At 64.1% G+C, this 23314-nt stretch carries 20 protein-coding genes; 13 read left to right on the plus strand and 7 right to left on the minus strand.

All coding sequences use genetic code 11. The features are described from left to right. Positions 1-5: 5 nt before the first annotated feature. The gene (locus C2862_RS16360; RefSeq protein ID WP_136221206.1) at positions 6-1403 is read left to right on the plus strand and encodes an alkaline phosphatase; all 1398 of its coding nucleotides are present in this window, start codon (positions 6-8) and stop codon (positions 1401-1403) included. A gap of 138 nt (positions 1404-1541) precedes the next feature. Here the strand turns inward: C2862_RS16360 and C2862_RS16365 are convergent, their stop codons facing one another. Further along, complete coding sequence (locus tag C2862_RS16365; protein WP_136221207.1) at positions 1542-1943, minus strand: SWIB/MDM2 domain-containing protein; 402 nt, start codon at positions 1941-1943, stop codon at positions 1542-1544. A gap of 246 nt (positions 1944-2189) precedes the next feature. After that, the gene (gene ffh, locus C2862_RS16370; protein WP_136221208.1) at positions 2190-3557 is read right to left on the minus strand and encodes a signal recognition particle protein; all 1368 of its coding nucleotides are present in this window, start codon (positions 3555-3557) and stop codon (positions 2190-2192) included. Between the two features lie 203 nt (positions 3558-3760). Between ffh and C2862_RS16375 the strand changes: the two genes are divergently transcribed. From C2862_RS16375 to C2862_RS16415, 10 genes are all read left to right on the plus strand, one after another. Then, positions 3761-4744 (plus strand): ABC transporter substrate-binding protein, encoded by a 984-nt coding sequence (locus C2862_RS16375; RefSeq protein ID WP_229467472.1) that lies wholly within the window; start codon positions 3761-3763, stop codon positions 4742-4744. A 9-nt stretch (positions 4745-4753) separates the two neighbouring features. Beyond that, the gene (locus C2862_RS16380) at positions 4754-5572 is read left to right on the plus strand and encodes an ABC transporter permease (RefSeq protein WP_136221209.1); all 819 of its coding nucleotides are present in this window, start codon (positions 4754-4756) and stop codon (positions 5570-5572) included. Between the two features lies 1 nt (position 5573). After that, complete coding sequence (locus tag C2862_RS16385; protein WP_136221210.1) at positions 5574-6374, plus strand: ABC transporter ATP-binding protein; 801 nt, start codon at positions 5574-5576, stop codon at positions 6372-6374. A 62-nt stretch (positions 6375-6436) separates the two neighbouring features. After that, entirely contained in the window at positions 6437-7246 is an 810-nt protein-coding gene (locus tag C2862_RS16390) for an inner membrane protein YpjD (protein WP_136221211.1), read from the plus strand. Then, positions 7243-7503 (plus strand): PP0621 family protein, encoded by a 261-nt coding sequence (locus C2862_RS16395; RefSeq protein ID WP_136221212.1) that lies wholly within the window; start codon positions 7243-7245, stop codon positions 7501-7503. The genes C2862_RS16390 and C2862_RS16395 overlap by 4 nt, the downstream gene beginning before the upstream one ends. Next, on the plus strand, positions 7500-9224 hold the full coding sequence (locus tag C2862_RS16400) for a PAS domain-containing sensor histidine kinase (protein ID WP_229467473.1): 1725 nt from the start codon (positions 7500-7502) through the stop codon (positions 9222-9224). The genes C2862_RS16395 and C2862_RS16400 overlap by 4 nt, the downstream gene beginning before the upstream one ends. Before the next feature lie 13 nt (positions 9225-9237). Further along, the gene (locus C2862_RS16405) at positions 9238-10677 is read left to right on the plus strand and encodes a sigma-54 dependent transcriptional regulator (protein WP_136221213.1); all 1440 of its coding nucleotides are present in this window, start codon (positions 9238-9240) and stop codon (positions 10675-10677) included. A gap of 2 nt (positions 10678-10679) precedes the next feature. Next, on the plus strand, positions 10680-10850 hold the full coding sequence (locus C2862_RS25305; protein WP_168710089.1) for a hypothetical protein: 171 nt from the start codon (positions 10680-10682) through the stop codon (positions 10848-10850). 514 nt (positions 10851-11364) lie between these two features. Beyond that, positions 11365-14283: a ribonucleoside-diphosphate reductase subunit alpha gene (locus C2862_RS16410; RefSeq protein WP_136221214.1), complete on the plus strand. Its 2919-nt coding sequence runs from the start codon at positions 11365-11367 to the stop codon at positions 14281-14283. A 72-nt stretch (positions 14284-14355) separates the two neighbouring features. After that, a complete protein-coding gene (locus C2862_RS16415; RefSeq protein ID WP_210736020.1) occupies positions 14356-15465 on the plus strand; it encodes a ribonucleotide-diphosphate reductase subunit beta in 1110 nt (369 codons plus the stop codon). Positions 15466-15859: 394 nt separating this feature from the next. On the opposite strand, the gene C2862_RS25780 is transcribed toward C2862_RS16415, so the two are convergent. After that, complete coding sequence (locus C2862_RS25780) at positions 15860-17314, minus strand: hypothetical protein (protein WP_168710090.1); 1455 nt, start codon at positions 17312-17314, stop codon at positions 15860-15862. A gap of 121 nt (positions 17315-17435) precedes the next feature. On the opposite strand from C2862_RS25780, the gene C2862_RS25785 reads away from it, so the two are divergent. Beyond that, entirely contained in the window at positions 17436-17732 is a 297-nt protein-coding gene (locus C2862_RS25785; RefSeq protein ID WP_168710091.1) for a hypothetical protein, read from the plus strand. An 80-nt stretch (positions 17733-17812) separates the two neighbouring features. Beyond that, positions 17813-18337 carry a YggT family protein gene (locus C2862_RS16425; protein WP_267873535.1) on the plus strand — a complete coding sequence of 175 codons (525 nt, stop codon included), beginning with the start codon at positions 17813-17815 and terminating at the stop codon, positions 18335-18337. A gap of 137 nt (positions 18338-18474) precedes the next feature. Here C2862_RS16425 and C2862_RS16430 read toward each other — a convergent pair whose 3' ends face one another. Genes C2862_RS16430 through accC form a run of 4 tightly spaced genes read right to left on the minus strand, consistent with a single transcriptional unit; the run spans position 18475 to position 23270 of the window. Then, a complete protein-coding gene (locus tag C2862_RS16430; protein ID WP_136221217.1) occupies positions 18475-19416 on the minus strand; it encodes a carbohydrate kinase family protein in 942 nt (313 codons plus the stop codon). Between the two features lie 6 nt (positions 19417-19422). Continuing rightward, a complete protein-coding gene (locus C2862_RS16435; protein ID WP_136221218.1) occupies positions 19423-20925 on the minus strand; it encodes a zinc-ribbon and DUF3426 domain-containing protein in 1503 nt (500 codons plus the stop codon). Positions 20926-20934: 9 nt separating this feature from the next. Further along, entirely contained in the window at positions 20935-21885 is a 951-nt protein-coding gene (prmA, locus tag C2862_RS16440) for a 50S ribosomal protein L11 methyltransferase (protein WP_136221219.1), read from the minus strand. Then, positions 21882-23270, minus strand: a complete 1389-nt coding sequence (accC, locus tag C2862_RS16445) for an acetyl-CoA carboxylase biotin carboxylase subunit (RefSeq protein ID WP_136221220.1) — start codon at positions 23268-23270, stop codon at positions 21882-21884. The genes prmA and accC overlap by 4 nt, the downstream gene beginning before the upstream one ends. Positions 23271-23314: the final 44 nt, after the last annotated feature.

The following is a 23314-nucleotide window of genomic DNA, read 5'->3' on the forward strand; positions in this document are numbered from 1 at the left end:
ATCCGATGACCAGAACCATACTCTCCACGCTGCTGCTGGCAGCCTGCTGCGGCGCCCAGGCCCAGACCGCGTCCACCATGCGCCTGGCCCCGACGCCGCAAGCGAAGAACATCATCTTCTTCCTCGGCGACGGCATGGGCCCGACCACGATCACGGCCGCGCGCATCTTCAAGGAAGGCGAAGACGGCCTCCTGAATTTCGAGCGCCTCGACCGCACCGCGCGCATCAAGACCTATTCGGCAGATGCCCAGGTCACCGACAGCGCGCCTTCGATGGGCGCCTACATGACGGGCGTGAAGATCAATAACGACGTGATCTCGATGAAGGACGCCAAGCCGGTCGCACCGGGCAAGGACGCCAATGGCATCGCTTCGATCGACCGCTGCGGCGCGAGCAACGGCACGTCGCCGATGACGATCCTGGAACTGGCCAAGGCCGCCGGCAAGTCGGTCGGCGCCGTCACCACCACGGAATTGACCCACGCCACGCCGGCATCGACGTTTGCCCACGTCTGCGACCGCGACATGGCCTACACGATCGCGCAGCAGATCGTGCCCGGCGGGCTTGGGTACAACGCGCGTCTGAAAGATGGCGTCGACGTGCTGATGGGAGGAGGGCGCAATCACTTCACGCCATATGACGCCAAGCGCAATCCGAAAGGCCGCGGCGACGGGCGCAACCTGATCGAGGAGTTCGAGCGCCAGGGTTACTTTGTCGCGAACACGCGCGCCGACATGGCGTCGAGCCGGCCCGGCAAGAAGTTCCTCGGCCTGTACAGCGCGGAGAGCCATCTCGACTACGCGTCGAAGCGCTCGCCGCTTCAACCGACCCTGGCCGAGATGACGGCCAAGTCGATCGAACTGCTGTCCGCAAATCCGAACGGCTTCTTCCTGATGGTCGAAGGCGGCAAGATCGACCACGCGCTGCACGACACGAATGCGCGCAATGCGCTGATCGAGACCGTCGCCTTTGACGAAGCGATCCAGACTGCGCTCGACAAGATGCGCGCGATCGATCCGGGCCTAAACAACACCCTGATCGTCGTCACCGCCGACCACGACCACACGATGGTCCTGAACGGCTATCCGAAGCGCGGCAACCCGGTGCTCGACATCGTACGCGGCTACGGCAATGGCGAACCGACGCGCGATGCCGACGGCAAGACGTTTACGACGCTCGTCTTCGGCAATGGGCCGAACCGGCCGGACGTGCGCGCCGATGTCGACAGCGCGCAGGCGCTGTCCGCGGACTATCACCAGGAGACCGGGATCAAATGGTCGAGCGAGTCGCACGGCGGCGGGGACGTCAAGCTGTACGCGGCGGGTGCGGGTTCGGCGCCGTTCCGCGGGACGATGGAGAACACCCAGGTATTTAACTTGATGAAAGCCGCGGCCGGATTGTGATACACGTAGGGTGGGCGAGTCTCCCGCCCACCCTACGGGTCAAGTTCACATACCGCGAATGATTTCCATCGTCCAAAACAAAAAGCCCCGATCGCGAGAACGGGGCTTTTTAACGTTCGGCCAGGAAAGCCAGGTGTTTTATTTCAGGTGATTCGAAATCAGCTTGGTCATTTCGAACATCGAGACCTGGGCCTTGCCACCGAAGACGGCTTTCAGCTTGTCGTCTGCATTGATCATCTGGCGGTTGTCTGCAGCTTGCAGGTCCGCTTTCTTGATGTATTCCCAGACTTTCTTCGTCACTTCGGTACGTGGCAGCGGCTTGTTGCCGACCACTGCAGCCAGTTCGGCCGACGGCGTCAGTTCTTTCATGAACGCGGCGTTTGGCTTGCGCGCTGCTGCCGGCTTCTTTGCGGCGGCCGCTTTCGGTGCTGCTGCCTTGGCAGGAGCCGCTGCCTTCTTCGCTGCAGGCTTTGCCGCTGCGGCCGGCTTGGCGGCTGCTTTCTTTGCTGGCGCTGCTGGGGATTTCTTGGCTGTTGCCATCTTCGAGCCTCCTAAACGAACAAAATGAGAAATTGCGCTATTCATCGCACAGCTTATATTGGTGGCGTTTTACTGTTCCTGCAAGTCTTTTTCGCCATTTTTTCACTCTGACAAGCCCAAAAAACAGGGTTTATTCGCAACCCGTCCGCATAGAGTGTAAAACCACGAGAAAATGCATGAAAAAACGCCGCGCCGGCAAGGAGCCGGGCGCGGCGTTTAAAGAGGGCAAAACCGTCCGGATAAGCGTTAACGCATTCCCGGCATCATTCCTTTCATACCCCGCATCATTTTCATCAGGCCGCCGCCCTTCAGCTTCTTCATCATGGTCTGCATCTGGTCGTACTGGGTCAGCATGCGATTGACTTCCTGCACCTGCACGCCGGCGCCGGCCGCGATGCGGCGCTTGCGGTTGGCCTTGATCAGTTCCGGCTTGGCACGCTCCTGCGGCGTCATCGAATCGATGATGCCGCACATGCGCCGCACCTGCTTCTCGGCTTGGTCCATGTTGGCGCCGGCCGCCGCCTGCTGGAACTGCGCCGGCAGTTTATCGAGCAGGCCGGACATGCCGCCCATCTTCTTCATCTGCGTCAGCTGGGCCTTGAAGTCGTTCATGTCGAAGCGGCCGCCCGCCTTGATCTTGTTGGCCATGTCGGCCGCGGCCTTCTCGTCGACGCCTTTACGGGCTTCCTCGACCAGCGCCATGATGTCGCCCATGCCCAGTACGCGGCTGGCCATGCGGGTCGGATCGAAGGCTTCCAGGCCGTCCAGCTTTTCCGAGACGCCGGCGAACTTGATCGGTTTGCCGGTCACGTGGCGCACGGAGAGTGCCGCACCGCCGCGCGAATCGCCATCGAGCTTGGTCAGCACGATGCCGGTCAGCGGCAGCGCATCGTTGAAGGCCTTGGCGGTATTGATCGCATCCTGGCCCAGCATGGCGTCGACCACGAACAGGGTTTCGATCGGCTTTACCGCGCCGTGGACGGCGGCGATTTCCTGCATCATCGCTTCGTCGATACCGAGACGGCCGGCGGTGTCGATGATCAGGACGTCGTGGTAGTGCTTCTTCGCCCAGTCCAAGGCATTGAGGGCGATGTCGACCGGCTTGTCGGTCGAGTGGGAGGGGAAGAAGTCCGCGCCGACCTGCTTGGTCACCGATTCGAGCTGGGCGATTGCGGCCGGACGATACACGTCGGCCGACACGGTCAGCACTTTTTTCTTCTTCTGCTCTTTCAGGTACTTGGCGAGCTTGCCGGTAGTGGTTGTTTTACCGACACCCTGCAAACCGGCCATCAGGATGATCGCGGGCGGCTGCTGCGCAAACGACAGCTGCGTCGCTTCCGGACCGAGGTCGGCGCCCATCAGGGCGGCCAGCTCGCGCTGCACCACGCCGACCAGGGCCTGGCCGGGGCTGAGCGAGCCGATGACTTCTTCGCCCAGCGCTTTTTCCTTGACCTTGGCGATGAACTCGCGCACCGCCGGCAGCGCCACGTCGGCCTCCAGCAGGGCCAGGCGCACTTCGCGCAGCATCTCGGCGGTGTTCGCCTCGGTCAGGCGGGCCTCGCCGCGCATCGTCTTGACGACCTTGGCAAGGCGTTGGGTAAGGTTATCTAGCATGTTCTACCTGACTATATATAAGACAGCATTCGGAATCCGCCATTTTACCCTGCGTACAGCTCGCCCGCCCGCCGATGCCGCTTGCATTACGTGAATTTTTGGGTGCGGTCCTGCTCCTTCTCAAAAACCGGGTTTGCTTTATCCGGCACATTCTGCACTCGCAGAGAAAAATTTCCGTGTGGAATTATTTTTGGAGGACAGGCATGAGGAACGCAGTGGGCAAGATGGTGGGTAAAACCCTGGTGGCGCTGGCCCTGGTGGTGACGGGCAGCGCCCAGGCCGATGACGTGGTCCGGCTCGGAAACCTGAAACTGGCGCATTTCGGCGCCGTCTCGTATATCAAGGAAATCGCGCCGCGCTGCGGCATCCGGGTCGAGGAAAAGATCTTCGCCAAGGGCCTGGACGTGATGCAGGCGATCATCGCCGGCGAACTCGACGTCGGCGCCACCGCCTCGGAAGCGGCAATCTCGGGCCGCGCCGGCGGCGCCCCGATCGTGGTCGTCGCCGGTTTCGCGCGCGGCGGTGCGCGCCTGGTGGCGCGGCCGGACCTGAAGCTGGCGAACGTCGCGCAGCTCAAGGGGAAAAAGGTCGGCGTCACCCGCGGCGCGATCCAGGAAGTGCTCTTGATGGCGGAACTGGCGCGCCACGGCCTGAGTGCCGACGCCATGCCCGGCAAGGACGTGCAGCTGGTGTATCTGCCCTTCGCCGACCTGAACGGCGCGCTGCTGAATAAACAGATCGACGCCATGATGCAGTCCGAACCGCAGTCCTCGCAGGCGATCAACCGCGGCTTCGGTATGGAGGTGATGAAGCCCTACGGGACTGCGATCGGCGAACCGGTACGCACCATGGTCATGACCGAGCAGTTCTACCAAGGGCGCAAACCGGTTGCCGAAAAATTCATGCGCTGCTTCGTGCAGGCCACCAAAACCTTCATCGACGACAAGGCGCTGGCCTCGAAGTACGTGCGCGATGTCGTTTTTAAAGGCCAGATATCGGCGGACGATTTCGACGACGCCATCGCCAATTCTCCCTTCTCCTACGACATCACGCCCCAGCACATCCAGGCCACCACCGACATGATGGTCAAGACGGGCGTCGGCCGCATGCGCGCGCCGCCGCGGGCCCAGGACTGGGTGCGCACCGAGCTGCTGGCCGCGGCCAAGACCAGCCTGCAAATTAAATAAGGAGACGTCATGGACAAACGGAACTGGCGTGAACTCGGTGTCGGCATGGTGGTGCCGATCCTGGCCATCGCGCTCTGGCAGTGGGTCGCCGTAGCGGGCCTGGTCAATCCCCAGGTGCTGCCGGCACCTGCGGCCGTATGGCGCAAGTGGGTCGAGTACCTGCTGCCGCTGCAGCCGCTGGCGGAGGAGGGCGGCTGGCTGGCCTGGGCGCTCTCTGGCGAACTGGTGGTCGATACGGCGGCCAGCCTGTACCGCGTGGTGGTGGGCTTTGCCATCGGCGCCGGGCTGGCGCTGCCGCTCGGCCTGGGCATGGGCGCCAGCAGCTCGGTGTATGCCTGGTTCAATCCGCTGGTGCAGATCCTGCGCCCGATTCCGCCGATCGCCTACATCCCGCTGGCGATCCTGTGGTTCGGCCTGGGCGATCCGCCGGCCGTGTTCCTGATCGCGCTGGGCGCATTCTTCCCGGTGCTGATGAATACGATCGCCGGCGTGCGCCAGGTCGACGGCATTTATTTGCGCGCGGCCCGCAGCCTGGGCGCCGGGCCCGGCACCGTTTTCTCGCGCGTGATCCTGCCGGCCGCCGTGCCCTACATCTTGTCGGGCGTACGCATCGGCATCGGCACCGCCTTCATCGTCGTGATCGTCTCGGAAATGATCGCGGTGAACAGCGGCCTCGGTTACCGCATCCTCGAAGCGCGCGAGTACTTCTGGTCGGACAAGATCATCGCCGGCATGGTCAGCATCGGCATGCTGGGCCTGGCGATCGACATCGGCATGAACCGCCTGAACAACCATTTGCTGCGCTGGCACCGCGGCCTGGAGCATTGACATGGACAAGGCAGCCCATATTCGCATCGACGGCGTCAATAAAACCTTCGTCAGCGGCCGCCGCCAGGTGGTGGCCCTGCAGGACATCCACCTCGACATCCCGCACGGCCAGTTCACTTGCCTGCTCGGCCCTTCGGGCTGCGGCAAGTCGACCCTGCTCAATGCCGTCGCCGGCTTTTCGCAGCCCAGCAGCGGCGCGATCACGGTCGATGGCGCGCCGGTGGTCGGGCCCGGGCCGGAGCGCGGCATGGTCTTCCAGGAGTACGCGCTGTTTCCCTGGATGACGGTCGAGCGCAACATCGCTTTCGGCCTCGAGATCGAGGGGCAGGACAAGGAGCGCATCGCCGCCACGGTCGAGCGGCTGTTGAACATGCTGGGACTGATCGAGTTTCGGGCACGCTATCCGAAAGACCTGTCCGGCGGCATGCGCCAGCGGGTGGCGATCGCGCGCGTGCTGGCGCTCGATTCGCCGGTCATGCTGATGGACGAGCCCTTCGGTGCCCTCGACGCGCTGACCCGGCGCAACCTGCAGGACGAGCTGCTGCGCATCTGGAGCGAGACGAACAAAACGATCTTGTTCGTCACCCACAGCATCGAGGAAGCGATCTATCTCGCCGACCGCATCGTCGTAATGACTTACCGGCCGGGCACGGTCAAGCGCGACCTGATCGTCGATCTGCCGCGCCCGCGCGACCCGGCCGCGCCCGCGTTCAACGATTTGAAACGCGAACTGGGTCATCTCGTCATGGAAGAGCAGCAGCGGCATCACCAGGCCGAGCGCCGCATGGCAATCGTCGACTGAAACGCCAGGCAGGCCGGGCCGGGGCCTGCCACCCGCATGCCGCGATGGTGTAGACTCGCGCTATGCAGAACACCCTCTTTTTAGCCGCGGCGATCCTGTACGCGGCCTGCGCCCTGTTGCCGTCGCGTCAGGGCGCCCTCATTTCCGGCGTCACCGCGCTGGCCTGGGCGGTGCACGGCGCGGCACTGTGGAGCGATGCGTTCGCACCGAACGGCCTGCGCATCGGTTTCGCCATCATGCTCTCGGCCGCGCTGTGGGTGTCGGTGGCCGCCTATTGGATCGAGAACCGCAACTTCGCCCTCGACGGCCTGCGCCGCCTGGTGATGCCCTGCGCCTGCGCCGTGGCGCTGCTGCCGCTGGTCTTTCCGGGCGCGATCATGCCCTTGCAAAACCAGTCGAGCGCCTTCGGCTGGCACGTGGCGGTGGCGGTGCTGGCCTACAGCACGCTGACGATCGCCGCCTTCCACGCCGTGCTGATGGCCTTGCAGGAATCGCGCCTGCATGCGCGCGCGGTGCCGGCCGGCGGGACCTGGCTGGGCGGCGCCCTGGACCAGTTGCCGGCCCTGCTGACCATGGAAAAGCTGCTGTTTCGCCTGATCTGGATCGGCTTCGTCCTGCTCAGCCTTACCGTGCTGTCGGGCGTGGTGTTCTCGGAACAGCTGTTCGGCCGCGCCCTGCGCTGGGACCATAAAAACGTGTTCGCGCTGCTGTCCTGGATCCTGTTCGCGGCCCTGCTGGCCGGGCGCTACCTGCGCGGCTGGCGCGGCAAGACGGCGCTGCGTTTCACGCTGGCCGGCTTCGCCACCCTGGCGCTGGCCTATGTCGGCAGCCGTTTTGTCCTTGAAGTCGTGCTCCACCGGGGAATTGCATGAGCCGCATCGTATTCTGGATCGCCCTGCTGGCGCTGGTCTTCTTCGCCCTGCGCTCGAAACTGCGCGCGGCCCTGCGCAAGCAGGAGATGAACATGTCGGCACAACAGCAGCCGCAGCGGCCGCATGCTGCGCCGGCCATCGAGGACATGACCAGCTGCGCCCAATGCGGCCTGCATTTCCCGGCTTCGGAAGCGCTGCACGCGGACGGGCGCGACTACTGCAGCCCGGCCCACCTGCCGGCTAACACCCGGCTTTGAAGACCGGCTGGCAGGTGTTGTCCACGCACTCGCGCGCGACCTTCTGGCGCTCGCTGGGGGCGCTGACCGTCACGCGCATCGTGATCGCGCTGGTGCTGATGCTCTATCTGGCCTTCGACGTGCGCGACGGCGGCGCCCAGGCCTCGCCCGCGTATGCGCGCATCTGCTTTTTCTATTTAGGCGCCGCCCTCGTGTTCGGGGCACTGACCCTGTCCTGGCGCCGCCGATTCGCGGTCCAGCTGACCAGCCAGATCGCCGTCGACCTGGCCATCATCTCGCTGCTCTACCTGGCCGCCGGCGGCGTACGCAGCGGCCTGGGCATCCTGTATCTGTTCCCGCTGGCGGGCGCGGCGATCCTGGCGCCGCTGGTGCCGGCCCTGTTCTCGGCGGCGCTGGCGACCCTGTTCGTCCTGTTCGAGGCGACCTGGCAGCTGTTCACACGCGAGGGCGAACCGGCCCTGATGCAGGCGGGGATGTACGGCATCGCCTTTTTCTCCGTCGTCTGGCTGGTCAACCGGCTGGCGGCGCGCCTGATCGGGCAGGAAGAGCTGGCGGCCCAGCGCGGCGCCGACCTGCAGGTGCAGCAAGCGATCAACGAGATCGTGATCGCCGACGTCGGCGACGGCGTGCTGGTGGTCGGGACCGACGGCCGCATCCACACGGCCAATCCGGCGGCGCGGCGCATGCTCGGCATGGAAGCGGCAGCCGGCCTGCAGCTGGACGCGCTGCCCGGACTGGAGCCGGTGGCGCAGGCCTTCGCGGCCTGGATGGGAACGGCGGCGACGCCGGCCCTGGCCGCCGTCGAGCCGGTATCCGGGGAGGCGGGGCCGGACGAAGCCTGGGTCATATTAAAACCCTATCAGGAGACGGCGGTGGGAGAGGCCGGCCCGCGCGCGCGGCGCGACCAGCCGGCCCACCTGAAGCTGCGCTTTGCCAGCGTCGCCGCCGGCGGCGGGGCTCCGGCGCGCAGCGTGATCTTCCTGCAGGACGTCAGCGCCATCGAAAACCAGGCGCAGCAACTCAAGTTGGCGTCGATGGGCCGCCTGACGGCCAGCATCGCGCACGAGGTGAGGAACCCCTTGTCGGCGATCGGCCACGCCACGGCCCTGCTGGCGGAGGATCTGCACGGCAAGGCCGAGGTGCGGCTGCTCAAGATCATCGGCGACAACGTGGCGCGTGTGAACCGCATGGTCGAGGATATCCTGCAGCTCTCGCGCAAGGCCCAGCCGTATGCGGAACCGGTGCAGCTGGCGCCGTTCCTGCTAGAGTTAAAAACCGAGTTCTGCGAGACCCATGGCTTGCCGGAGGAGATGGTCTGGCTGGGCGGGGCAGGGGCGATCGAAGTGCGCTTCGACGCCCTGCATTTGCGCGAGGTGCTGGTGAACTTGCTGGGCAATGCGATCCGCTACGCCAGCCGCCAGCCGGCCAGCATCCGCATCTGGCCCGAGCTCGACGCCTTCGGCACGCTGGAACTGCACGTCCAGGACGACGGCCCCGGCATCACGCCGGAAGTGCGCGCCCACCTGTTCGAACCGTTCTATACGACCTCGAGCAAGGGCACAGGCCTGGGCCTGTACCTGGCGCGCGAGCTGTGTCTGAACAATGGCGCTAAACTGGATTACGAATCGCGATTCGATACGAGCGCGCTCGGCCCGCGCAAGGCCAGCGGCCGTTTCGTCATCACCTTCGCCCAGCCGCAGGCGGCGGGCAGCAGCGTTTAATATAGAGGAGTCCATGGCTTCACCCCGCATCCTGGTCGTCGACGACGAAGCCGACCTGCGCGAACTGCTGGAGATCACGCTCCTGAAAATGGGGTTGGACGTCGATTGCGCGGCCACTTTGCGCGAAGCGCGCCGCCTGGCCGGCGACAACGCGTATCAGCTGATCCTGACCGACATGCGCCTGCCCGACGGCCTCGGGCTGGAACTGGTGCGCGAAGTCGCGAGCAGCAGCAAGACCCCGATCGCCGTCATCACGGCCTTCGGCAGCGCCGAGAACGCGGTGGTGGCATTGAAGGCCGGCGCCTTCGACTACGTCTCCAAGCCCGTCGTGCTGGACGAGTTGCGCGTGATGGTGCGCTCGGCGCTGAAGCTGTCCGAAACGCCGTCCGAAGCCGCGCAGGGCGATGGCTCGACCGGCTCGCGCCTGATCGGCAATTCGCAGGCGATGCAGGCTTTGCGCGCCCAGATCGGCAAATTGGCGCGCTCGATGGCGCCGATCGCGATCACCGGCGAATCCGGCGCCGGCAAGGAACTGGCCGCGCGCGAGATCCACGCCCAGAGTTCGCGCGCGTCGAAACCTTTCGTGGCCGTGAACTGCGGCGCGATCCCGGAAAACCTGATGGAGTCCGAATTCTTCGGCCACCGCAAGGGTGCCTTTACGGGCGCGGGGGAGGAGCGCGACGGCTTCTTCCAGGCCGCGAACGGCGGCACCCTGATGCTGGACGAGGTGGCCGATTTGCCGCTGGCGATGCAGGTGAAGCTGCTGCGCGCGATCCAGGAGCGGCGCGTGCGCAAGATCGGCGCCACCGCCGAGGAACCGGTGGACGTGCGCATCATCAGCGCCACCCACAAGGATCTGGCGAAATGCGTCGAGACCGGGGTCTTCCGCCAGGACTTGTTCTACCGCCTGAACGTGATCGAACTGGCGCTGCCGCCGCTGCGCGAGCGGCTCGACGATCTGCCCGTACTGGCGAACGCCATCCTGGCGCGCCTGGCCGGGCCTGGCGGCGCCTCGCTCGGACCGGGCGTACTGGATGCCCTGCGCGCGTATTCCTTCCCGGGCAATGTGCGCGAACTGGAAAACGTGCTGGAGCGGGCGCTGGCCTTTGCCAACGACGGCGTGATCCAGGTCGAGGATTTGTCCTTGAAGGCGGCACGGGTGGCGGAGACGGCGCGTGTGGAGCCGCCGGTCGTGGCGACACCGCCGACGCCGGCCGCCGCGCCACCGATGCCCGCAGCGGCACCGGTCGCGCCTGAAGCGACACCGCTCGGCCCCGCTTCGCTGCCGATCGACCTGCCGGCCTACCTGGAGCAGGTCGAACGCGACATCATCCAGCGCGCATTGCAGCAGACCCAGTTCAACCGCACCCGCACCGCGAGCCTGCTCGGCATCAGCGTACGGCAGCTGCGTTACCAGATGCAAAAACTCGACATCCAGGCTCCGGAGAATTGAACATGCCGAAACTCTTACGTTATGCCGCCCTCGCGATCGCCCTGATCGCGACCTTCATGTGGATGCGCCACGAAAAAGCCGCCGACGCCTGCCGCAAGTCGGGCGGGCAGTGGGATGCCGGCACGAATGCCTGCGTGCCCGCACCGGCACCTGCGCCGGCCGCCACGACCTGAGTTTGTGTCATCTCAACCCCGGTCTTGTCAAAAAGCGTTGCCTTTTCGCCAGTGCAAAATGGTGCGCCTTGCACTCCGATTGGGCAGGGCCACGGCTGGCTGATCAAGCCTTGAGCAGCAGGTTAGTGCTCGCTTACCGGCGACGGCGCATTCGATGTCCAGCGGCGGGAAGTCAAGAGTTCGGGTCGTAAAAAACACCCGGATTTGAAAATTTATTCACTTGCGACTTGCGGCGGCCAAGTACTACAATTAGTCCATTGTCAAACCACGGCACTAGATCTAGTGGTAGCGGACTCAAGCATCAAAGATATTTGTGTAGCAAGGCAACAATCGTATAGAGTTGCCTATATTTGCTCCAAGCAATTTTAAATCCATCGGCGGCAGCGTTGTCCAGCCTGGTCTCCAGGCTGGCCGGGGCTCGTTTTGCCTGAACATTTTGTAAATAACCGGCAGCCCGTTCGCGGGCAATCGATCGACATTAGGCGGCAGCCCGACTGCCCTTCCTGGAGGCCCCATGCAGACTTCTCAAGACATTTCCATCCACCCGCACGCGGCACCAGGAACGGCCAATGGCACGGCCAAGGCCGCCGAACTGGCCGCGCGCGCCGACTACCGCATCCTGCGCCGTAACGGCGCCGTCGTGCCTTTCGAGCCGAACAAGATCTCGGTCGCGATGACCAAGGCCTTCCTGGCGGTCGCCGGCGGCCAGGGCGCCGTCTCGGCCCGCATCCGCGAACTGGTGGAAGAGCTGACCAATAACGTGGTCGCCGCCCTGATGCGCCGCCAGCCGAACGGCGGCACCTTCCACATCGAAGATGTGCAGGACCAGGTGGAACTGTCGCTGATGCGCTCGGGCGAACACGATGTCGCGCGCGCCTACGTGCTGTACCGCGCCAAGCAGATGGAAGAGCGCCGCGCCGCCAAGGAAGCCGCGGGCACCGCGCACGTGGCTGCGCCGCAGATCCATGTGGTCGACAACGGCCAGCGCCTGCCGCTGGACGTGAACGACGTCCACGCCCTGGTGAACGCCGCCTGCGCCGGCCTGGAAAAGCACGTCGACGCCGACGCCATCGTCGCCGAGACCCTGCGCAACCTGTACGACGGCGTGCCGGTCGAGGAACTGCACAAGTCGGCCATCCTGGCCGCACGCGCGCTGATGGAAACCGATCCGGCCTACAGCCAGGTCACGGCCCGCATCCTGCTGCACACCATCCGTAAGGAAGTCTTCGGCAAGGAAGTGCCGCAAGCGAAGGCCGCCGCCGAATACCTCACCTATTTCCCGCAATACGTCGCCAAGGGCATCGCCAACGAGCTGCTCGACGAAGAGCTGGGCAAGTTCGACCTCGAGCGCCTGGCGAAAGCCATCGTGGCCGACCGCGACCTGCAGTTCGGCTACATCGGCCTGCAGACCCTGTACGACCGCTACTTCCTGCACGTGCGCGAAACCCGCATCGAGATGCCGCAGGCCTTCTACATGCGCGTCGCGATGGGCCTGGCCCTGCGCGAAAGCGAGCGCGAAGAGCGCGCCATCGAGTTCTACAACCTGCTGTCGAGCTTTGACTTCATGAGCTCCACGCCGACCCTGTTCAACTCGGGCACCCGCCGCTCGCAGCTGTCCTCGTGCTACCTGACGACGGTGGGCGACGATCTGGAAGGCATTTACGACGCTATTAAAGAAAACGCGCTGCTGTCGAAGTTCGCCGGCGGCCTGGGCAACGACTGGACCCCGGTCCGTGCGCTGGGTTCGCGCATCAAGGGCACCAACGGCAAGTCGCAAGGCGTGGTTCCGTTCCTGAAAGTGGTCAACGACACCGCTGTCGCCGTGAACCAGGGCGGCAAGCGCAAGGGCGCAGTCTGCGCCTACCTGGAAACCTGGCACATGGACATCGAGGAATTCCTCGACCTGCGCAAGAACACGGGCGACGACCGCCGCCGCACCCACGACATGAACACGGCGAACTGGATTCCCGACCTGTTCATGAAGCGCGTGATGGAAAAGGGCCACTGGACCCTGTTCACCCCGTCGGAAACGCCGGACCTGCACGACCTGGTCGGCAAGGCTTTCGAAACCGCCTACCTGGCCTATGAAGCCAAGGCCGAGCGCGGCGAACTGCGCGTCTTCAAGAAGATCGAAGCGCTCGACCTGTGGCGCAAGATGCTGTCGATGCTGTTCGAAACCGGCCACCCATGGATCACCTTCAAGGATCCGTGCAACATCCGTTCGCCGCAACAGCACATCGGCGTCGTGCACTCGTCGAACCTGTGCACCGAGATCACCCTGAACACCAGCGCCGACGAAATCGCCGTCTGCAACCTGGGCTCGGTGAACCTGCCGCAGCACATGAAGGGCGATGGCCTGGATCACGTCAAGCTGCAGAAGACGATCCGCACCGCGATGCGCATGCTCGACAACGTCATCGATATCAACTACTACGCCGTCGAAAAGGCCCGTAATTCGAACCTGCGCCACCGTCCGGTCGGCATGGGCATCATGGGCCACCAGGACTGCCTGCACATGATGCGTGTGCCGTTTGCATCGGACAAGGCCGTGGAATTCGCCGACAAGTCGATGGAAGCCGTCTGCTACTACGCGTATCTCGCCTCGACCGAGCTGGCCGAAGAGCGCGGCCGTTATGAATCGTACGAAGGTTCGCTGTGGGACCGCGGCATCCTGCCGCAAGATTCCATCAAGCTGCTGGCGGAAGAGCGCGGCGGCTACCTCGAGCAGGACACCAGCGAATCGATGGACTGGACCGTGGTGCGCAATCGCATCAAAGAGTTCGGCATGCGTAACTCGAACTGCGTGGCAATCGCCCCGACCGCGACGATCTCGAACATCATCGGCGTCTCGGCCTGCATCGAGCCGACCTTCCAGAACCTGTACGTGAAGTCGAACCTGTCGGGCGAATTCACCGAGATCAACTCCTACCTGGTGCGCGACCTGAAGGCGCGCGACCTGTGGGACGAGGTCATGATCGCCGACCTGAAGTACTTTGACGGTTCGCTGAGCAAGATCGACCGCGTGCCGCAAGACCTGCGCGACATCTACGCCACCGCCTTCGAAGTCGAGCCGAAGTGGCTGGTCGAGCAGGCTTCGCGCCGCCAGAAGTGGATCGACCAGGCGCAGTCGCTGAACATCTACATGGCCGGCGCCTCGGGCAAGAAGCTGGATGAAACCTACAAGCTCGCGTGGCTGCGTGGCCTCAAAACCACCTACTACCTGCGCACCATCGCGGCGACGCACATGGAGAAGTCGACCACCCGCACCGGCGCGCTGAACGCGGTGCCGGTCTCGGGCGGCCTGGCGGCCGGTCACGCGGCCCCCGCAGCCCCGGCTGCGGCTCCTGCGGCGGCTCCGGATGTGGTGGAAGGCGCGGCCTGCTACCTGCGTCCGGGCGATGCCGGCTTCGACGAGTGCGAAGCTTGCCAATAAGCCGATTTAACTAAATAACCACGCCCGGCCGAGTGCCGGGCGCTGCCGTCAAAGAATTCAAGAGGAACAATCATGTTGTCATGGGACGATGAACCAAGCAGCGCGCCGGTAGCGCGCGCACCGCAAGCCGGCGCCCAGCCGGAAGCCGCCGCCGCCGAAGTCGCCAAGCGCGTCAACGCGGACGACAAGCGCATCATCAACGGCCAGACCGACGTCAACCAGCTGGTGCCATTCAAGTACAAGTGGGCCTGGGACAAGTACCTGGCCGGCTGCGCGAACCACTGGATGCCGCAGGAAGTGAACATGCAGCGCGACATCGAGCTGTGGAAGAGCCCGAACGGCCTTTCGGAAGACGAGCGCCGCCTGGTCAAGCGCAACCTCGGCTTCTTCGTCACCGCCGACTCGCTGGCCGCCAACAACATCGTGCTGGGCACCTACCGCCACATCACGGCCCCGGAATGCCGCCAGTACCTGCTGCGCCAGGCTTTCGAAGAGGCGATCCACACCCACGCCTACCAGTACATCGTCGAGTCGCTGGGCCTGGACGAGCGCGAGATCTTCAACGCCTACAACGAGATCCCGTCGATCCACGACAAGGACCAGTTCCTGATCCCGTACATCAACGTCCTGACCGACCCTGACTTCAAGACCGGCACCCTGGAAGCCGACCAGACCCTGCTCAAGTCGATCATCGTCTTCGCCTGCATGATGGAAGGCCTGTTCTTCTACGTCGGCTTCACCCAAATCCTGGCGCTGGGCCGCCAGAACAAGATGACCGGCGCCGCCGAGCAGTACCAGTACATCCTGCGCGACGAGTCGATGCACGTGAACTTCGGCATCGACCTGATCAACACGATCAAGATGGAAAACCCGCTGCTGTGGACCCAGGCCTTCAAGGACGAGATCAAGGCCCTGTTCCTGCAGGCCGTGGAACTCGAATACCGCTACGCCGAAGACACCATGCCGCGCGGCGTGCTGGGCCTGAACGCCACCATGTTCAAGGGCTACCTGCGCTTCATCGCGAACCGCCGCGCCGTGCAGATCGGCCTCGATCCGCTGTTCCCGGCCGAAGAAAATCCATTCCCATGGATGAGCGAAATGATCGACCTGAAGAAAGAGCGTAACTTCTTCGAGACGCGCGTGACCGAGTACCAGACCGGCGGTGCGCTGAACTGGGATTGATTCCAGCCTGCTCTCAATAGAGAAGCCCGATGAGAAATCATCGGGCTTTTTTTTCGTCCGCATCGAACATGTGGCGACCATGTGTGCGATGCGATGGGACATATGGCGACGTCGATGGTCAAAGCAGATAGCGGAGATGAAAGCGCAGGCCGTGATGGCAGGATGCGTGGGTGCGCACGATTGAAATGGTGGGGACAGGTAGTTTTTGCGCGTCGAAGCGCAACGCTGCGCGCGAGGAGCGGCCATTTCAAAGCGAGCCTGATGGAATAAGGCGCGCTTTGAAATGGAGATGTGTCGGATCGGCTCGGAGTTCCTGCGCCGGGCTTGTTGTAATCGCGATTCAGCTACGAATTTGTTGTGCGTGGGTTGCGGAGTGACAAGGTTTTCGTGTACTTTACGTGATTGAATTTGTCAAAACGTGAACATGGCTTTTTTCGCATGCTCTCAGGCAGACAAAACCGATCGAAAAAAGGGAGTCGAAACAGGCTCGGCAGCGTAGCAAATGCGACAGCAAATGCGGCGCGAAACGAGCTTCGAGACTTTCGTAATGGGACGCTGATTCAAGCCAGCATGCACATAAGCGTAACGAAAAGAACAAGCCGCACTGCCTGATCGTCATCAGGCAAGGCGGCTTTTTCTTTTCGTGCTCGTAAGGGCAGCGATGTGAAAGCGCAGCTAAGTAATGGAGCAGGTGTCCCGTCGTCGTTGGCTGAAGCGCTGCAATTGTGAGGAGTTGCAGCAGTTCAGCTGGTGCCGGATTCATTGGCAGTAACCATCCAGGTTTATGCCGATGAATAACCCGCTCGGCCATGTCGGACGGACGGGTTTCAACCTTGTAGCGTATTTTCTCATCGCAGAGAAGGAGAACTAAAATGGCAACAGCCGCTAAGAAACCAGCAGCAAAGTCTGCAGCCGCAGAAAAACCAGCCGCGAAGTCGGCAGCGAAGACCGCAACCAAGTCGGCAGCCGCTAAAGCTCCGGCGAAAGGGACGTCTGCGAAGACGTCCGCCAAGCCTGCAGCGAAGGCTGCAGCTAAACCAGCAGCGAAGAAGGCCGCCGCCAAGCCGGCAGCAAAACCAGCAGCAAAGAAGGCAGCCGCCAAGCCGGCAGCCAAGCCAGCTGCTAAGAAAGCCGCCGCCAAGCCGGCAGCCAAGCCAGCTGCTAAGAAAGCCGCCGCTAAGCCGGCAGCCAAGAAAGCTGCAGCCAAGCCAGTAGCAAAGGCAGCTGCAACCAAGGCAGCCGCCAAGCCAGCGGCCAAGAAGACCGCGACCAAAGCAGCAGCCAAGCCAGCGGCCAAGAAGACCGCGACCAAAGCAGCGGCCAAGCCAGCGGCCAAGAAGACCGCGACCAAAGCTGCAGCTAAGCCAGCAGCGAAGAAGACCGCGACCAAAGCAGCAGCTAAGCCAGCAGCGAAGAAGACCGCGACCAAAGCAGCAGCCAAGCCAGCGGCCAAGAAGACCGCAACCAAGGGGACGGCTGCGAAGGCGTCCGCTAAGCCAGCCGCCAAGACCGCAGCCAAGCCAGCGGCTAAAAAGACCGCGACCAAAGCAGCAGCCAAGCCAGCGGCCAAGAAAACCGCAGCCGCCAAGCCAGTAGCAAAGGCAGCAGCGACCAAGTCGGCAGCGAAGGCACCAGCGAAATCGGCAGCGAAGGCACCGGCAAAGACCGCTGCCAAGTCGGCATCGAAGGGGACGGCTGCGAAGCCGTCCGCCAAGTCGGCCGCTAAGACCGCAACCAAGGCACCGGCCAAGTCGGCAGCCAAGACTGCAACCAAAGCACCAGCGAAGAGCGCCGCCAAGACCGCTGCCAAAGCACCAGCGAAAGGCGCTGCCACGAAGGCGCCGGTCAAGTCAGCCGCTAAGACTGCCACCCCAGCTCCAGCCAAGGCTGCCGCTACCAAGACCGCTACCAAAGCGCCAGCAAAAACCGCTGCCAAGCCAGCTGCCAAAGCAGAAGCCAAGCCGGAAGCCATGAAGGCCGAAGCGAAGCCGGAAGCCGCCAAGGCCGAAGCCAAGCCAGAGGCGGCTGCAGCACCGGCAGCCGCAGTGAAGGCCGAAGCCAAGCCGGAAGCCGCAGCCAAGCCTGCAGCGAAGAAGGCTGCGGCCAAGAAGCCAGCTGCCAAGCAAGCTTCGGCAGTGCCGCAAGCGAGCGCCGAAGCCAAGCCAGCCCAGGCAGCGGAAGCCAAGCCGGCCGCACCGGCACCAGCCGCGAAGACCGTGCTGGCACCAGCCGCCGCATGGCCTTTCCCGACCAGCAGCCGTCCGTAATCCGGTCTGGCCCGCTTTAGGGCAAAATACCGCTGTGTGAAGCCTTCACACAGCGGTTTTTTTTATCTCAAGGAGTTCTCGTGCCCATTCTTCAGTTGATCGTCGATACCATTGCCAGCGTGCTGGGCGGGGTGCTGCTATTGCGCTTCTGGATGCAGGCCATCCGCGTGCGTCCGCCGTCGTCGGTGGCACAGTTCACCTTTACGCTCACTGACTGGCTGGTCAAACCCCTGCGCCGCATCGTGCCGGGGGCGGGCGGCTATGACTGGGCAAGCCTGATCGGCGCCTTCCTGGTGGTGCTGCTGGCGACCTCGATCCTGTTCATCGTCGGGGCGTCGGCCGAGCAGGTGTTCCTGCTGGCGCTGGGACGCTTCGTGAAGTGGATCATTTACGGGTTCATCGCGCTCCTGATCATCGAGGCGATCTTCAGCTGGGTCAATCCGCATGCGCCGCTGGCGCCCTTCGTGCATGCGCTGAACGATCCGCTGCTGCGGCCGATCCGCAAGGTGGTGCCGCCGATCGGTGGGCTGGATCTGTCGGTGCTGGTGGCGGTGTTGTTGTTGCAGATTGCGTTGTATCTGCTGCGGATTGTCGTGCCGATTTGAAGATGGTGGTGCCGATGTGAGAATGGGCAGCGGAGGCTGCCCATTTTTTTTTGTGGATCGCGTGATTCATTCGAGCCGCCGGCCGAGTTCAACGTGCGTAACGGTGGGCATGCCCACCCTACGAACCGGCGTCACGTTTATTTGAAGCGGTAGCCGAAGGCGGACTCGAATTTGCTCTCGATCTCGGCCGGAGTAAAACTGTGGTTCTGGCCACCCTGGTGGGCGATCTTGATGGAGCCGAGCAGGCTGGCGAGGCGGCCGGTGGTGGGCCAGTCGTAGCCCTGGGCGATGCCGTACAGGAGGCCGGCGCGGTAGGCGTCGCCGCAGCCGGTCGGGTCGACGATGGCGCTGGCCGGGACTGCCGGGATGTCGTGGCGTTCGCCGCCGGCGTAGATCTCGGAGCCCTTTTCGCCGCGGGTGACGATCAGCGCGTCCAGGCGTGAGGCGATCTCGTTCAGGGTGAGGCCGGTGCGGTCCATCACCATCTCGAATTCGTAGTCGTTGGCGGCCAGGTAGGTGGCCTGGTCAATGAAGGTCAACAGTTCTTCGCCGCTGAACATCGGCAGCTGCTGGCCCGGGTCGAACATGAAGGGCACGCCCTGGGCGGCGCAGTCGCGTGCGTGCTTGAGCATGCCGTCGCGGCCGTCCGGGGCGATGATCGCCAGGCGCAGCGGGCCCTGGTCGGCGACGTTGTTCTCGTGCGAGAACTGCATCGCGCCCGGGTGGAAGGCGTTGATCTGGTTGTTGTCCTGGTCGGCGGTGACGAAGCACTGGGCCGTGTAGGCGTCCCCGATCGTCTTGATGGCGCGGGTCTTGATGCCGAAGTTGCGCAGGCGCTCGAGGTAGTCGGCACCGTCCTGGCCGAGGGTCGCCATGATCAGCGGTTCGCCGCCAAGCAGTTTCAAATTGTAGGCAATGTTCGCCGAGCAGCCGCCGTATTCGGTACGCAGGGTCGGCACCAGGAAGGACACGTTTACGCGGTGCAGCTGGTCGGCCAGCAGGGTTTCGGCGAAGCGGCCGTGGTACTGCATGATCTTGTCGAAGGCGAGCGATCCGCAGATCAGGGTGGCTTGGGTCATATGCGATTAGGGATAAAAGACGGCGATGTGATAGCCGGAGGGTTTCAGGTCGTCCACCCGGAAGTGGAGCTTGATGGCGTGTTCGGTGCGGGGCGCGATGCCGTTCGGGAGCGCGCTGTCGGCTCCGAGGTAGTCGCGCGGCGCGAAGACGCGGCGCACCAGCGGCTTGTCGTTGGCATCAAGGAGCGCGAGCTCGAGGCTGGGCCAGGCCTGGGCCGTCGTGCCCGTGTTGCGCAGTTCGGTGGTGTACGAATAGGCGCCGCCGCCGAGGGTGGTCAATTCTCCGGTTTCGATGGCGAGGTTGTCGGCCTGGGCCGGCAGCTCGACGCGGCAGCCGAATACGGCGCAGCTCGAGACCAGGGCGGGTTTCGCGGCCGGGTAGCGCGCGGCCAGCGCGTTGCGGAAGGTGAGTACGCCCTGCGCGAACAGGAGCACCAGCAGGGCGATGCTGCCCGCGATCAGCGCGATCTTGCGCGTGCGGCCGCTTTGCTCCTGCTGGCGGCCGCGCTTGACGAACTCGGGCTCGTCGATTTCGGCCGCGCGCAGTTTCGGCTGCGGCTCGATCCGGGTCGGGGTCAGCTTGGAGCGCCGCGCGGCCGCCTTTTCGGCGCGCTTGGCGGCCGGCGTACGCGCGACCGGGGGGATATGGGCGGCGGCCGGCGGCGTGACGACGCTCGCGGTCGATTCGCGCAGCAGGGGCGGCGGCGCGTCGGCGGCAGGCATTTTAATGGGCGGCGCCGGCTCGGGCGCGGCCGGTTCGGTTTCAGGCTCGTGGCCGGGCAGGGGCGCAGCCACCAGTTCCTCGTCGATCGGCAAGTCAAAGACCGGTTCGATGCGGCTGTCCTGCACCGGCGGCAGTGCCGGCTCCGGGGCCGGCGGCTCCGCATCGGAAGCCTGCTCCGGTGCGGCTGCCTCCACTACCGGCTCGGGATTTTTCAACAGCTGCGACCAGGGCGGCAGCACCGGCTGCGGCGGCTCCTCGATCGCGTCTTCAGTGGACGCACTCGGCGTTTTGTCCGCCAGCTCCGTGCCGACCTCGATCAGCACCGGCTCCAGACGCTCGGGCGCGGCCGCTTCCGGCGCATCGACTTTCGGCAGGATCCCGAACGGATCGAAGGTGTGATCGAAATCGAGCGTGTAGACCGGCTGGTCGTCGAAATTCGGCAGCTCGACGGCGACTTCGAGCGGCGCCAGCGGCTCGTCTTCGGGGATGGCGGGGGAGGGTGGTTCGATGGAAGCCTCGACCGGCGCAGGAGCGGGTTCCGGTTCGGGGGTGGGTGCAGGTTCGGGTAAAACAGCGGCTTCAGGCGCGGCAGGCGCAGGAGCAGGTTCCGGCTTGGCCGCTACCGGCGCCTTGGCCGGCAGCGCATCGAGGTCGACCAGGGTGGCGCTGCCATCGAAGATCTCCTGGCAGGAGCCGCAACGGACAATGCCCCCACGTAGCTTGAGCTGGTCCGAGGCGACCCGGAACATCGTGCCGCAGTGGGGGCATTGGGTGGCAAGCGCCATGCGCTCTCCTTAGGCTGGGGAGCGCGGGGCCGGTACCGTGTCCTGGCCAAGCGTCCCGTGAAGGGCGACCCAGCCGTCCTGCTCGGCCCAGACGCCCAGCTTGATGAAAGGTGCGTAGGCGGCGGCCACTTCCTCGGCCTGGCGCGCCAGCACGCCCGACAGCACCAGCGAACCGCCCGGCGCCACACGGCCGGACAACATCGGCGCCATCAGCTTCAATGGGCTCGACAGGATGTTGGCGACGACGATGTCGAACTGGCCCTTCGCATGGCGCTCGTTCGGCGAGACGGCGAATTCGTCCGGCACGTAGAAGGCGATCTCGCAGTTGTTGCGTTCTGCGTTCGCGCGCGCCGATTCGATCGCCTGCGGGTCGATGTCGACCCCTGCCACGTCGCCGGCGCCGACCTTCTTGGCGACCATCGCCAGGATGCCGGAACCGCAGCCGTAATCCAGCACCGATTTACCCGGCTTCGGATGGGCTTCCAGCCACTCCATGCACAGGCGGGTGGTCGGATGGCTGCCGGTGCCAAAGGCGAGACCAGGATCGAGTTCGAGAATCAAGCCGTCAGGATCGGGAGCCTCGTGCCAGCTCGGCACGACCCAGATGTTGGTGCCGATGTGGATCGGCTCGAACTGCGACTGCGTCAGGCGCACCCAGTCGGCATCCGCCACTGCGCGGGTGGTGAAGGCCGGGACTTGAGCCAGCTGGATGGCAGCGGCAGCTTCGGCGACGATGGCAGCCTGGTCCGCATCGGTGTCGGTCAGCGCGACGACACGGCTGTGGTCCCAGGCCGCTTCGGTCGGTTCCATGCCAGGTTCGCCGAACAGCGGCTTTTCCTGGTCCGTCCCTTCGTCGGCGTCTTCCACCGAAACCGACAGCGCGCCCGCTTCCATCAAGGCGTCCGACAGGGCCTCGGCGTGCTCGCGTGCGATTTCGATGATGACTTCGGTCCAGCTCATGCGTCAGCCTTGTTCTCAGGATTCACGACGACTTTCGTGTCGGGACGGTTGGCCAGCTTCTGCTCCAGGTAATGGATGTTGGTGCCGCCTTCGATGAAGCGGGCATCGACCATCAGTTCGCGGTGCAGCTGGATGTTGGTGAGGATACCCTCGACCACCATTTCCGAGAGCGCGATCTGCATGCGGCGGATGGCTTGCTCCCGAGTAGCACCGTAGGAAATTACCTTGCCGATCATCGAGTCGTAATGAGGTGGAACATAGTATCCCGCATACGAGTGCGAATCGACACGGATGCCAGGACCGCCCGGCGGGTGCCAGCCGGTGATGCGGCCCGGCGACGGCGTGAATTTGAACGGGTCTTCCGCGTTGATGCGGCACTCGATCGCGTGGCCGGCCAGCATGATGTCGCGCTGCTTGAAGCGCAGCTTCTCGCCGCAGGCAATACGGATCTGTTCCTGCACGATATCGATGCCGGTGATCATTTCGGTGACCGGGTGTTCGACCTGCACGCGGGTGTTCATCTCGATGAAGTAGAACTCGCCGTTTTCGTACAGGAATTCGAAGGTGCCGGCGCCACGGTAGCCGATCTTGCGGCAGGCTTCGGCGCAGCGGTCGCCGATCTTTTCGATCAGCTTGCGCGGGATGCCCGGCGCCGGTGCTTCTTCGATCACCTTCTGGTGGCGGCGCTGCATCGAGCAGTCGCGTTCGCCCAGCCAGACGGCATTCTTGTGTTCGTCGGCCAGCACCTGGATTTCCACGTGACGTGGATTTTCCAGGAACTTCTCCATATAGACTTCCGGATTACCGAAGGCGGTACCGGCTTCGGTCTTGGTCATCTGCACGGCATTCAGGAGGGCCGCTTCGGTGTGCACGACGCGCATGCCGCGTCCGCCGCCGCCGCCGGCCGCCTTGATGATGACCGGATAGCCGATCTTGCGCGCGGTCTGGATGATTTCCTTCGGATCGTCCGAGAGGGCGCCATCCGAACCCGGCACGCAAGGCACGCCGGCGCGGATCATCGCCTGCTTGGCCGAGACCTTGTCGCCCATCAAACGGATCGAATCGGAACGCGGGCCGATGAAGACGAAGCCCGACTTTTCCACGCGCTCGGCGAAGTCGGCGTTTTCCGACAGGAAGCCGTAGCCGGGGTGGATCGCTTCTGCGTCCGTCACTTCGGCGGCGCTGATGATGGCCGGCATGTTCAGGTAGCTCAGCGAAGACTGGGCCGGGCCGATGCAAACGGACTCGTCGGCCAGCTTCACATACTTGGCGTCCTTGTCCGCTTCCGAGTGGACGACCACCGTCTTGATGCCCATTTCGCGGCATGCGCGCTGGATACGTAGCGCGATTTCACCACGATTGGCGATAAGAATTTTTTCAAACATGGTTAGCTTCGGTGTATGAGAGAGCCGGCGTCGTGCGCCGGCTT

Source organism: Massilia sp. Mn16-1_5 (genome assembly GCF_004798585.1).
Classification (GTDB): Bacteria; Pseudomonadota; Gammaproteobacteria; order Burkholderiales; family Burkholderiaceae_D; genus Telluria.